This window comes from Nocardiopsis sp. NPDC055824, from assembly GCF_053616335.1.
In genome coordinates this window covers 21,142-33,156 of sequence record NZ_JBSHDN010000058.1, presented here as the reverse complement: position 1 = coordinate 33,156, position 12,015 = coordinate 21,142, and the positions used below count along the sequence as shown (strand labels likewise).

8 protein-coding genes, 1 tRNA gene and 1 pseudogene are annotated in these 12,015 nt (G+C 72.4%); 1 reads left to right on the top strand and 9 read right to left on the bottom strand.

Translation table 11 applies throughout. From position 1 onward, the window contains the following. Nucleotides 1-121 precede the first annotated feature (121 nt). The 9 genes and pseudogenes from rpmE to ACWGL3_RS14460 form a co-directional block, all read right to left on the bottom strand. Nucleotides 122-331, bottom strand: coding sequence for a 50S ribosomal protein L31 (gene rpmE / locus ACWGL3_RS14500; protein WP_267946346.1), 210 nt, complete (start codon nucleotides 329-331; stop codon nucleotides 122-124). Between the two features lie 198 nt (nucleotides 332-529). Next, nucleotides 530-2,359 carry an L-lactate permease gene (locus ACWGL3_RS14495; protein ID WP_452461397.1) on the bottom strand — a complete coding sequence of 610 codons (1,830 nt, stop codon included), beginning with the start codon at nucleotides 2,357-2,359 and terminating at the stop codon, nucleotides 530-532. A gap of 247 nt (nucleotides 2,360-2,606) precedes the next feature. Then, nucleotides 2,607-4,643, bottom strand: a complete 2,037-nt coding sequence (gene rho, locus ACWGL3_RS14490) for a transcription termination factor Rho (protein WP_452461396.1) — start codon at nucleotides 4,641-4,643, stop codon at nucleotides 2,607-2,609. Between the two features lie 440 nt (nucleotides 4,644-5,083). Next, nucleotides 5,084-6,021: pseudogene (thrB, locus tag ACWGL3_RS14485) on the bottom strand (homoserine kinase). A gap of 98 nt (nucleotides 6,022-6,119) precedes the next feature. After that, nucleotides 6,120-7,178 (bottom strand): threonine synthase, encoded by a 1,059-nt coding sequence (gene thrC, locus ACWGL3_RS14480; RefSeq protein WP_267950499.1) that lies wholly within the window; start codon nucleotides 7,176-7,178, stop codon nucleotides 6,120-6,122. A gap of 258 nt (nucleotides 7,179-7,436) precedes the next feature. Beyond that, nucleotides 7,437-8,723 (bottom strand): homoserine dehydrogenase, encoded by a 1,287-nt coding sequence (locus ACWGL3_RS14475; RefSeq protein ID WP_267946349.1) that lies wholly within the window; start codon nucleotides 8,721-8,723, stop codon nucleotides 7,437-7,439. A gap of 67 nt (nucleotides 8,724-8,790) precedes the next feature. Then, a complete protein-coding gene (lysA, locus tag ACWGL3_RS14470) occupies nucleotides 8,791-10,176 on the bottom strand; it encodes a diaminopimelate decarboxylase (RefSeq protein WP_267946350.1) in 1,386 nt (461 codons plus the stop codon). A gap of 130 nt (nucleotides 10,177-10,306) precedes the next feature. Continuing rightward, nucleotides 10,307-11,419 carry a DALR anticodon-binding domain-containing protein gene (locus tag ACWGL3_RS14465; RefSeq protein WP_267946351.1) on the bottom strand — a complete coding sequence of 371 codons (1,113 nt, stop codon included), beginning with the start codon at nucleotides 11,417-11,419 and terminating at the stop codon, nucleotides 10,307-10,309. After that, nucleotides 11,416-11,808, bottom strand: a complete 393-nt coding sequence (locus ACWGL3_RS14460; RefSeq protein WP_267946352.1) for a response regulator — start codon at nucleotides 11,806-11,808, stop codon at nucleotides 11,416-11,418. Before ACWGL3_RS14460 ends, ACWGL3_RS14465 begins: the two co-directional genes overlap by 4 nt. Nucleotides 11,809-11,939: 131 nt before the next feature. On the opposite strand from ACWGL3_RS14460, the gene ACWGL3_RS14455 reads away from it, so the two are divergent. After that, nucleotides 11,940-12,011: transfer RNA gene (locus ACWGL3_RS14455), tRNA-Arg, on the top strand. The last annotated feature ends 4 nt before the right edge of the window (nucleotides 12,012-12,015 follow it).

Sequence of the window (12,015 nt, the reverse complement as noted above, 5' to 3'; positions counted from 1 at the left end):
GCTGGCCCTCGTCTTCTTCGCGCTGCTCCCCGCGGGCGGCCAGCAGACGACGTTCCGCCTCTCGACGGCGAAGGACTTCTTCCAGATCGAGCCGATCACGGTGAGCTCCACCGGGGCGGCGCTACTTGCGCTTGCCGAAGCGCTTCTCGAAGCGGGCGACGCGGCCGCCGGTGTCGAGGATCTTCTGCTTGCCGGTGTAGAACGGGTGGCACTCGGAGCACACCTCGGCACGGATCTTGCCCCCGCCCACGGTGCTGCGGGTGACGAAGTGGGCGCCACAGGTGCAGGTCACCTCGGTGGTGACGTACTCGGGGTGGATGTCGGCCTTCATGGTGTTCTCCTCATCAGGGGCGCGACCGCCGGACGCATGCCAAGCCGCACCACCCGGCGGGTGGTCGGCGTGGTGGGTCATGCGCGAACCGGTGTCGCGGCGATCCAGGTAGTCAGGGGCGGCGGGCCCTGCCGGAAGAAGGCGGGCCGTCACCCCGGTACCAGTTTGCCAGACCGATAACGATGCCGGGACCAGTGTCTATTCCGTCCCCCTCCCCCCTGGCCCGGGGGCGGCGTCCCGCGGGGCCCGGGGCGCCCCCGCGGAGTCCGCCCGGCGCATCAGGAGCACCAGCGCGGCCAGGGTCGCGAGGAGGAGGGCGAGCACGGCGGTTCCGGCGTTGACGCCGAACCCGTAGACGAACACGTAGCTGACCGACCCGGCCAGGAGCACGTAGTAGGCCATCGGCAGGATCGTCTGCCGGATGAGGTCGCCCTCCCTGCCGACCAGGCCGACCACCGCGGAGGCGGCGACCACGTTGTGGACGGTGATCATGTTGCCCGCGGCCCCTCCGACGGCCTGCGTGGCGACGACGGTCTCCGGCGGGATGCCGATGCGCTCCCCCGTCGAGAACTGGAACAGGGAGAACATCAGGTTCGAGACGGTGTTGGAGCCCGCCACGAACGCGCCCAGGGCGCCGATCCACGGCGCGTAGAGCGGCCACGTGGCGCCGCCCAGCTCGGCTGCGCCGGCGGCCAGGGTCAGGGGCATGCTCTCCATCGCGGTTTCGCCGAACTCGGCGCCGGTGTTGATGAACACGCGGACGAGGGGGACGGCGAAGAGCAGCGCGACGGCGGCGCCGGCCAGCTGCGATCCGGCCGCCTTCCAGGAGTCGGCCACCTGGCGCGCGCTCATGCGGTGCAGGACGCAGGTCACCAGGCAGACGAGGACGAAGGTCGCCCCGGGCGAGTAGAGGGGCTCGACCGCCTGGACGACGGGGGTGCCGAGGATGTCGGTCGCGCCGACGGTGATGCCGGACAGCCACGCCTTGAGGGGTTCGACGGTGCGGGTGGCCACCAGCAGCGCGGCGACGAGGAGGTAGGGGGTCCAGGCGCGCAGGAGGCCGATGCGCCGGTCGTCGGCGAGGACGGTGTCGCCCTCGCCCGGGGCGATGCTGCCGCTCCAGCGGGCCAGCCAGTCCTCGCGCGGCGGGAAGTCCCAGGCCCGCTCCGGCATGAGGAAGCCCTTGCGCGCCGCGAGCACGACGACGACCAGGCCGGTCAGCCCGCCGAGGAGGCTCGTGAACTCCACACCGAGGAAGTGGTTGTACAGGACGGAGGGGACGGTCATGGCGAAGGCGGAGAAGAGCGCGAACCTCCACACCCCGAGGCCGTCGGAGAAGCGCCGCCCGCCGCCGTAGAAGCCGCAGAGCATGCAGCAGATGATCAGGGGCACGAGGGTGCCCGCGACGGCGTGCAGGAGGACGGTCTGGAACCCGATGTGGCCGATGAACTCCGGCACTGCCAGGCCGAGCGCGGAGGCCCGCTCGGCGACCTCGGGCGACCCCTCCAGGCCCCCGGCGACGCCCACCAGGATGGGGGTGCCGACGGCACCGAAGCTGACGGGCGTGCTCTGGATGACCAGGCCGACCATGACGGCGGCCATGGCGGGGAAGCCCAGGGCCAGCAGGAGGGGCGCCACGACGGCGGCGGGTGTGCCGAACCCGGAGGCCCCCTCGATGAAGCTGCCGAACAGCCAGCCGATGATGATCGCCTGGACCCGGCGGTCGGGGGTGATGTCGGTGAACGTGGAGCGGATGGTGGCGATGGCGCCGCTCTTGGTGAGGGTGCTGAGCAGGAGGAGCGCGCCGAAGACGATGTACAGGAGTCCGGCGGCGAGGATGAGCCCCTGGATCGTGGACGCGGCGATCGACCGCCAGTCGGTCTCCCAGGCGAGGACGGCGACGGCCACGACGACGGCGTACCCGGCGGGCATCGCGTACATGGCGGGGACGCGGAAGCCGACGAGGAGGACTCCGACCAGCAGGATGGGGGTGAGCGCCAGAAGGCTGAGCAGGGCGAGGTTGTCCATGCGGACTGCTCCCTGGAACGGGGGTGGTGCACTCGACCCCGCGACGATAGGCCGGTGTCGGCGGTCGGACCATCCCCCCTCTGTGATCCGAGACACACCGGTGATCTTTTTCGTTCCTCGGCCTCGGGATCCCGCCATGCGGAACACGTGGGCCCCTCCGTCCCCGCCCTCCCCGGAGCACCCCCGGCACACACGACGGCCCCCTCCCTGGCGGGAGGGGGCCGTCGGCGTCACGGGCGGGCCGGGGTCAGCGCTCCGGGCCCACGGTGGTCTTCTGGATCTGGAGCAGGAACTCCGCGTTGCTCTTGGACTCCCTCATCTTGTCCAGGAGCAGCTCGATCGCCTGGGTGGTGTCGAGCGCGTGCAGCACCCGGCGGAGCTTCCAGACGACGCCCAGCTCCTCCGAGGACATCAGGATCTCCTCCTTGCGGGTGCTGGAGGCGTCGACGTCCACGGCCGGGAAGATCCGCTTGTCCGCGAGGCTCCGGTTGAGCTTGAGCTCCATGTTGCCGGTGCCCTTGAACTCCTCGAAGATCACCTCGTCGGCGCGCGATCCGGTCTCGACCAGCGCGGTCGCCAGGATGGTCAGAGAGCCGCCGCCCTCGATGTTGCGGGCCGCGCCGAAGAAGCGCTTGGGCGGGTAGAGGGCGGTGGAGTCCACACCACCGGACATGATGCGCCCGCTCGCCGGGGCGGCCAGGTTGTAGGCGCGGCCCAGGCGGGTGATGGAGTCCAGCAGGACGACGACGTCCATGCCCATCTCGACGAGCCGCTTGGCACGCTCGATGGCCAGGTCTGCGACGACCGTGTGGTCCTCCGCGGGGCGGTCGAAGGTCGAGTGGATGACCTCGCCCTTGACCGTGCGCTGCATGTCGGTGACTTCCTCGGGCCGCTCGTCGACCAGGATCACCATCAGGTAGCACTCGGGGTTGTTCTCGGTGATCGCGTTGGCGATCGCCTGAACCACCATCGTCTTGCCCGCCTTGGGCGGGGAGACGATGAGCCCGCGCTGGCCCTTGCCGATGGGCGCCACGAGGTCGATGATCCGCGTGGTGAGGATGTGCGGCTCGGTCTCCAGGCGCAGGCGCTCCTGGGGGTACAGCGGGACGAGCTTGGAGAACTCCTGGCGGCCCCGGGCCTGGTCCGGCGACATGCCGTTGACCGAGTCCAGGCGCACCAGGGCGTTGAACTTCTCCCTGCGCTCCCCGTCCTTGGGCTGGCGGACGGCGCCGATGATGTGGTCGCCCTTGCGCAGGCCGTGCTTGCGCACCTGGGCCAGGGAGACGTACACGTCGCTCTGGCCGGGCAGGTAGCCGGTGGTGCGGACGAAGGCGTAGTTGTCCAGGATGTCCAGGATGCCCGCGACGGGCAGCAGGACGTCGTCCTCGCCGATCACCGGCTCCGGCTCCTGGCCCGTGCCTCGTCCGCGGCGGTCCCGGCGGTCCCGGCGGCGTCCCCGGCGGCGTCCGCCGAAGTCGTCGTCGTCGCCTCCGGGGCCACGGTCGCGGTCCCTGTCGCGGTCCCGGTCACGCCCCTGGCTCTGGCTCTGGCCCTGGTTCTGACCGCCTCCGCCCTGCTGCGGGGCACTGCCGTTGGCGTTCTGGTCGTCGCCACCGCGGTTGCGGTTGCGGCGGTTGCGCTGGCGCTCGCGACCCTGCCCGGACCTGTTGTCACGGTCCTCGGCGGAGTCGGGGCCGTTCTTCTGGGGGGTACTGGATGTCTTGGTCACGCTGCTCGCGGAGGTAGAGGAGTCGGCGCCGTCCACCGACCTGGCCTGGTCGCCGGTCTCGTCGCCGCGCCTGCGGGACGAACGCCGGTTGCGGGACGACTTGTCGCCCCGTCCACCCTGGGGGTCGGTCACGGCCTGGTCCGACGGCCGGTCGGCCGCGCGCTGACGCGGGGCTTCGTCCGTGCTCGCCGTGTCGGGGGCCTGGGCCTCGATCGAGCCGTCGGTTGCCTCGACCTTACCGGCCTTGGGAGCCGTGTCGGCTTTCTTTGCGGTTTTGACCTTCGTCGGGCCGCCCACGGGGCCGCCCTGCTTGGTCTCGATCGCGGCGATGACGTCGCTCTTGCGCATGCGCCCCGTACCGGTGATGCCCAGGCTGGAGGCGAGCTTCTGGAGCTCGGGGAGCTTCAGAGCCGCGAGCCCGGTACCGCGCGACGCCGTGCGGGACCTGGACGACGCACCTGTGGGCGCGCCATCGCCAGCCTCCGCTGCGGAGGCGCCGGTGGAGGCTTTGCTGTCGACCGCCGCGTCCGTGTGGAGTTCGGTGGTGTCGCTCACTAAGGGTCCTTCCCAAGGAGCGGGCTTCGGCCGTCAGCGGATTGCTTGATCGGCCGGCCCGGTGGTGCGAACCGGCAGGGGCCGGGTAGGGCTTGCCCCACGTGGATGTCGGAAACCGGTGTGAAGACGGTCCCCTACCCAATCGCGGCGGGCTCTGGGTACAGCCAGACGTCGGGGCGGATGGCTCGGTGGTGATGCCCGTCAACCGTGGTGACACACTCATCCGAGGAGGAGTGGACTTCGATGACGTTGGCACAGTCGCGGGAGAACCGCTGACTCGACACGTTGGCCGCCGCTTCCGAGTGGTCGTGAGATCGAACCATCGGAGTATGGGATGCGGAAGCCGCTGTGGCGGATGAGCACTCGCCCCGCAACGGGGCATCCGGTGCTTCACCTAGCCTAACATCACCAGAGGCCACGGCTATTCCTCGACACAGGTGCTACGGATGGGGAGATGGGGACCGCACCCCTCCGGCTCAACGTGTAGGGGGCGTATGTCCCAATCATTACCCGCCCTCCGACGGATCGAATCAACCTGTCGGATGATTTCCGGCGAATCAGGCCCGGCAGCACCCGCACCGACCGAGCACAGCACCAGCACCGTGGGACCCGCACCGGAGACCACCGCGGGCAGTCCCTCGTGTCGGCGCAGGTCACGGATGAGGGCGAGGGTGCGCGGCATCGCCGGGGCCCGGTAGGCCTCGTGTAGCCGATCCTCGGTCGCCGCGTACAGGGTTTCGGGGTGGCCACAAACGGCCGCCGTCATCAGCGCGGAGCGCCCGGCGTTGAAGGCGGCGTCGGCGTGCGGCACCGTCTCCGGCAGGAGGCCCCGCGCCCGCTCGGTGGACAGCCGCTCGCCCGGGACGCACAGCACCGGGAGGATCCGCTCGTCCGGGGAGAGGCGCACCGCGCCCCACCGGCCGCCGTCACGGTAGGCGACCGTGTACCCGCCGTAGACGCAGGGTGCCACGTTGTCGGGGTGGCCCTCGATGTCGGCGGCGATCTGGTAGATCGCGTCCCGGTCCGGCCCGCCGTCGGGGCCTGTCCGTCCCAGCAGGGCGCTCGCGGCGGCGACGCCGCCGACGATCGCCGACGAGGAGGAGCCGAGCCCCCGGGCGTGCGGCACGTTGTTGACGCACGTCAGGTCGAGCCCGGGCAGCTTCTCCCCGGCGCGTTCGTAGGTCTCGCGCATGGCGCGGACGACGAGGTGCCGCCCGTCGAGCGGAACCTCCCCGGCTCCCTCCCCGCTGACGCGGACGCGGAGCTCCCCGTCGTCCCTGAGGGCCGCCTCGAACTCGTTGTACAGGCGCACGGCCAGGCCGAGGGCGTCGAAGCCCGGGCCGAGGTTGGCGCTCGTGGCGGGCGCGCGGACGGACACCGCGGTGGGGCGTGGTGGGGTCACTGCGGTCTTTCTCCTGACAGGACGCGCGGCGGGTTCCGGCCCGCCGCGCTCGGGGCCGTGGACGGCGGTCGGCCTCAGGCGAGGTCGAGCGCCTGGGCCGCGGCGAGTGCGTCGACGGGGACGGTGGTGGCGGAGGAGGCTCCGGCCAGCGCCCAGTCGGGGTCCTTGAGGCCGTTGCCGGTGACGGTGCAGACCACGCGGCTGCCGCGCTCGACCCGACCGGCCTCGACGGCCTGCAGGAGCCCGGCGACACTGGCGGCGGAGGCCAGCTCGACGAACACGCCCTCCTCCGCGGCGAGGAGCTTGTAGGCGGCCATGATCTGGCGGTCGGTGACCTTGTCGATCAGGCCGCCGGACTCGTCGCGCGCCTGCTCGGCGAGCTTCCAGGAGGCCGGGTTGCCGATGCGGATCGCCGTGGCGATGGTGCTCGGGCTGGTGACGGGGGCGCCGTTGACGATGGGCGCGGAGCCGCTGGCCTGGAACCCGAGCATGCGCGGGCTGCGCGACGAGATCCCGTCGCGGGCGTACTCCGTGTAGCCCATCCAGTAGGCGCTGATGTTGCCCGCGTTGCCCACCGGGATGCAGTGGACGTCGGGGGCGTCGCCGAGGGCGTCCACGATCTCGAACGCGGCGGTCTTCTGGCCCTGGAGCCGGTACGGGTTGACCGAGTTCACGAGGGCGACGGGGTAGTCGACGCTGAGCTTGCGGGCCAGTTCGAGGCAGTCGTCGAAGTTGCCGTCGACCTGGAGCAGGCGCGCCCCGTGGACGAGCGCCTGGGCGAGCTTGCCCATGGCGATCTTGCCCTGGGGCACCAGCACGGCGCAGGTCATGCCCGCGCGGATGGCGTAGGCCGCGGCACTCGCGCTCGTGTTGCCGGTGGAGGCGCAGATGACGGCCTTGGCGCCGTCCTCGGCCGCCTTGGAGATGGCCATCGTCATGCCGCGGTCCTTGAAGGAGCCCGTGGGGTTGAGCCCCTCGACCTTGAGGAAGACCTCGCAGCCCGTGAGCTCGGAGACGCGCGTGGCCGGCAGCAGGGGCGTGCCGCCCTCCTGGAGGGTGACGACGGGGGTGTTCTCGTTGACGGGGAGGCGGTCGCGGTACTCCTCGACGATGCCTCGCCACGCCCGTGCCATGCTCACGACTGAGTCCCTTTCGGGTGGATGCGGCTTCGCTTGACGCGCGGTGGATGCGGTGGGGTCGCCACGGGGACGCTGTCGAGCCCCGGGGCCCCGACCAGCTACGAGTCTACGACCCCCCACATACTATCTCGAATCGCGGTCGTTGGCGTCTCATCATGTGAAATCTGCGGGCGCGGCACGGAGGCCGCGCGGACGCTCCGCGCGGCCTGGTCCCGCGCCCGGGGCCGCACGGTCGCGGCCCCGGGCCGGGGGTCAGTCCGAGAAGGTCTCCACGCGCATCACGCTGGCCACCTCGCGGACCATCTCGTGCCCGCGCAGCACCTCGACGGTGGAGCTGAGCGCGGCGTCGGGGGCGGGGTGGCTGACGAGCACGAGCTGCGCGTCGTCCCCCGTCCCCTCCTGCCGGACGTTCTTGATGGACACCCCGTGGTCGGCGAAGATCTCCGCGACCTTGGACAGCACACCGGGACGGTCGGCCACGTCCAGCGCCACGTGGTAGCTGGTGATGGTGTGGCCCATGTCGTGCACCGGCAGCCCCGTGTCGTGCGCGCCCTCGGCCACCGAGGTGCGCGCGAGCCGGTTGCGCGCCACCGCGACCAGGTCGCCCAGGACCGCGCTCGCGGTGGGGGTGCCGCCCGCGCCCGCCCCGTAGAACATGAGGCGGCCCGCCGACTCGGCCTCGACGAAGACCGCGTTGTAGGCCTCCTTGACGCTGGCCAGCGGGTGCTCGACCGGCAGCATCACCGGGTGGACGCGCACGCCCACCGACTCCCCGTCCTCCGAGCGCTGGCAGATCGCCAGGAGCTTGACCACGCAGCCCATCGCCCTCGCGCTGGCGATGTCGCCGGCGGAGACGCCCGTGATGCCCTCGCGGTGCACGTCGGCGGCGGTCACCTGCTGGGTGTGGAAGGCCAGCCGCGCCAGGATCGCGGCCTTGGCCGCGGCGTCGAAGCCCTCCACGTCGGCGGTGGGGTCGGCCTCCGCGTACCCGAGGGACTGGGCCTCCTCCAGGGACTCCGTGAAGCCCGCGCCGAGGGAGTCCATCCGGTCGAGGATGTAGTTGGTGGTGCCGTTGACGATGCCCAGCACGCGGTGGACCCGGTCGCCGGCGAGCGAGTCCCGCAGCGGGCGCAGCAGCGGGATCGCCCCCGCCACGGACGCCTCGTAGTACAGGTCGACCCCGGCCTCGCGGGCGGCCCTGTGCAGGGTCTGGCCGTCCTCGGCGAGCAGTGCCTTGTTGGCCGTCACCACGGACTTGCCCGACTTGACCGCGGCGAGGATCAGGGAGCGGGCCGGTTCGATCCCGCCGATCACCTCGACCACGAGGTCGATGTCGGGACGCGTCACCAGGGCCGTGGCGTCGGTGGTCAGCAGCGCCGGGTCGACCCCGCGGTCGCGGTCGATACGACGCACCGCGATCCCGCCGATCTCGATCGGCGTGCCCACCCGCGCGGCCAGCTCCTCGGACTGCTCGTTGACCAGGCGGACGACTTCCGAACCCACAACGCCGCATCCGAGCAGCGCCACCTTCATCGCCATTTGGGCGTGACTCCCACTTCTCTCGTGTCCCTGCCTCGGGCGGCGGCGCCGCCCCGGAGTGGACTGTTCAGCCGACGTCGAGGCGGAGCAGGTCCTCCTCGCTCTCCCTGCGCACGATGACGCGTGCGCTCCCGTCCCTGACCGCCACCATGGCCGGCCTGGGCAGATGGTTGTAGTTGCTCGCCATGGAGTAGCAGTAGGCGCCCGTCGCGGCCACCGCCACCAGGTCCCCCGGCCGCAGGTCCGCCGGGAGGTAGAGGTCGTGCACGATGATGTCGCCGCTCTCGCAGTGCTTGCCGACCAGGCGGGACAGCATGGGAGCCGCGTCGCTCTCCCGGGACACCAGCTGGCTGGTGTACTCCGAGCCGTACAGGGCGGTGCGGATGTTGTCGCTCATCCCCCCGTCGACGCTCACGTAGGTGCGGATCCCCTCGACGTCCTTGACGGTACCGACCTCGTAGACGGTGATCCCGGCCGGGCCCGCCAGTGCGCGCCCCGGCTCGACGGCGATGCGCGGCATCGGCAGGCCCGCGTCCTCGCACTCCCTGCGCACGATGGCGGTCAGGCCCGCGGCGATGGCCGACGGGTCGAGGGGGTCGTCGCCGGAGGTGTAGGCGATGCCCAGACCGCCGCCCAGGTCGAGCTCGGCGAGGGTGACGCCCAGGTCCTCGTGGACGCCGGTGAGGAAGCGCGCGACGCGGCGGGCAGCCACCTCGAACCCGGAGGTGTCGAAGATCTGCGAGCCGATGTGGGAGTGCAGGCCCACGAGCTCGATGTGGGACGCGTCGAGGACACGGCGGACGGCCTCGCCCGCGGCCCCGGTGCTCAGCGCGAAGCCGAACTTCTGGTCGTCGTGCGCGGTGGCCACGAACTCGTGGGTGTGCGCCTCGACGCCCGTGGTCACGCGGATGAGCACCTTCGGGCGGACGCCGAGACCGGCGGCGACGGACTCCAGCCGCTCGATCTCGTCGAAGGAGTCGACGATGATCCGTCCCACGCCGGCCTCGGCGGCGCGGCGCAGCTCGTGGACGGACTTGTTGTTGCCGTGCATGCCGATGCGCTCGGCGGGGACGCCCGCGGCCAGGGCGACGGCGAGCTCGCCGCCCGAGCACACGTCCAGCTTGAGGCCCTCCTCGACGACCCAGCGGGCGACGGCCTTGGTGAGCAGCGCCTTGCCCGCGTAGTAGACGTCGGCGTCGGAGAACGCCGTGCGGTAGTCGCGCGCACGGCCGCGGAAGTCCTCCTCGTCCATGACGAAGAGGGGCGTGCCGTACGTGGCGGCGAGTTCGCGGACGCCGACGCCGCCGACCACGACCTCCCCGCCGGAGCGGCGGGCGGTCGCCGGCCAGACCCGGGGGTCGAGGTCGTTGAGGTTCTCCGGCGGCAGGGGCGGGTTGTCCTCCGGCAGGACCTCCGCGTGGCGGGATCCGGCGGGGTGGGCGTAGCGGCTCATGATGGGCTTTCGGCTGGAACTGTACGTCTGTGCGGGTCGGCGGGCCCCCGGCGGCGGGGCCCGGGCCCATTGTCCACCGACCCGATCGGAACGATGGGGACGGGTGGCCCCGGGAGGGACGACGGGGCGTCTACAGCCTTGTGGGCGCTGACACCCCGAGCAGGAAGAGCCCGGTGCGGAGGACCCCGGCGACGGCGGCGGGCAGTGCCGTGCCCGTGTCCGGGTCCTGGGCGCCCCGCTCCGCCGGTCCGGCGGCCGCGTGGGGACACGCCCGCCACTCATCGTAGGCACTGGCCAGCGCTTCCAGGTATCTCACCAGGATATGGGGTTCCTCTCGGCGCGCGGCCGTGTCCAGCACGCCGGGCCCGTCGAAGAGGAGTCCGCGCACGGCCGCCGCGTGCTCGGGGCACGCGGCGGGGGGCGGCGCCCCCTCCGCCGTCCAGCGCCCGCGTGTGACGGCGTGGGCGTGGGCGTGGCGCAGCCGGAAGGCGGGGTTGGCGTCGGTGAGGCGGACCCAGGCCCCCGGGTACTCGGCGGAGGGCAGGACGGGCAGGTCGCGGCCGGTGGTCTCGGTGTCGCGGGGACGTTCGGGGACCGACCGGCAGAAGGCGACGCGCGCGCTGTCCTCCCCGACGGCGCCGAGGACGCGCGCCGCGGGGGTGAGGAGTTCGCTGCGGTCGCCGTCCAGGTAGGGGTCGCGCCAGGACACCTCGGCGGTACCGGGGCCCGGCGGCGGGGTGCGCGGCCCGGTGGCCAGGGCGATGCGCCCCCGTGCGTCGGCCCGGGCGAGCCTGCGGGCCTGGGCCACCGGCCCCGCCTCGTGCAGTGCGGTCCGCGGCCACTCCCCCTCGCCGTCCCAGTCGCGGCCGGTGAGGAAGCGGGGGCCGTCGGCGGCCTCGGCGACCAGGGCGTCCCTCTGGCCGTCGGTGAACGTGATGTTGAGGAAGCCGCGCCCGTCGCCGAGGACCCGGGCGAAGTCGGCCAGGCCCTCTTCGCGCATGCTCTCCAGCTGCGCGGCCACAAGGCCGGAGACCAGCACGTGGTGGCGCCGCCCGCGCCCCCCGCCCGGGGGGAGCCGCGCGGCGACCTTCCCGACCAGGCGCGGCGCCAGCGCGGTGGCGGCGTCGGCGCCCCCGTCCGCCTGGTCGTGGCGCGGCCACACGAACGGCACCTCGTCCGGCGGGAGGTCGAACGCGCGGGCGGCGGCCTCGCGGAGCACGGCCTCCAGGCGCCCGGGGTTCATTCGGGGCCCCCGGCCCCGTCGACGAGGCCGCGGATGACGTCGATCAGCGCGTCGGGGTCGAACGGCTTGGTGACGTAGGCGTCGACGCCGATCCGCTCGCCGCGCCGCTGGTCGTCGGCCTGGGTGCGGGCCGTGACCAGGATGATGGGGCAGTGCCGGGTGCGCGCGTCGGCGCGCAGCCGCTCGGCGGCGGTCCAGCCGTCCATACGGGGCATCATCACGTCCATCGTGATGACGTGGGGGGCGATGTGGGCGGCCCGGTCGAGGCAGTCGCGTCCGTCCACGGCGGTGAACACCTCGAACCCCTCCAGTTCGAGGTTGAGGCGGATCAGTTCCCGGATCACGTCGTCGTCCTCGACGACGAGAACCCGTGTGGGTAGGGCGTTCACGGGCGTGACACTACCCCCGCGCGGCGACACGGCACCACCGGAATCCGCCGATCGGCGCGCCCCTCCCCGGTGCGTCCCGAAGCGGTGGACGAAGGGCCCCGGTCCCCTGCTACAGTTGTTCACGCAAGCCAGCCCCCTTAGCTCAGGGGATAGAGCATCGGCCTCCGGAGCCGGGTGCGCAGGTTCGAATCCTGCAGGGGGCACTTC

What these genes read in the sequence shown, in the direction of transcription:
- rpmE (WP_267946346.1), bottom strand. Translation starts at nt 331, where the DNA reads ATGAAGGCCGACATCCACCCCGAGTACGTCACCACCGAGGTGACCTGC.
- ACWGL3_RS14495 (WP_452461397.1), bottom strand. Translation starts at nt 2,359, where the DNA reads ATGGACAACCTCGCCCTGCTCAGCCTTCTGGCGCTCACCCCCATCCTG.
- thrC (WP_267950499.1), bottom strand. Translation starts at nt 7,178, where the DNA reads ATGGCACGGGCGTGGCGAGGCATCGTCGAGGAGTACCGCGACCGCCTC.
- ACWGL3_RS14475 (WP_267946349.1), bottom strand. Translation starts at nt 8,723, where the DNA reads ATGGCGATGAAGGTGGCGCTGCTCGGATGCGGCGTTGTGGGTTCGGAA.
- lysA (WP_267946350.1), bottom strand. Translation starts at nt 10,176, where the DNA reads ATGAGCCGCTACGCCCACCCCGCCGGATCCCGCCACGCGGAGGTCCTG.
- ACWGL3_RS14465 (WP_267946351.1), bottom strand. Translation starts at nt 11,419, where the DNA reads ATGAACCCCGGGCGCCTGGAGGCCGTGCTCCGCGAGGCCGCCGCCCGC.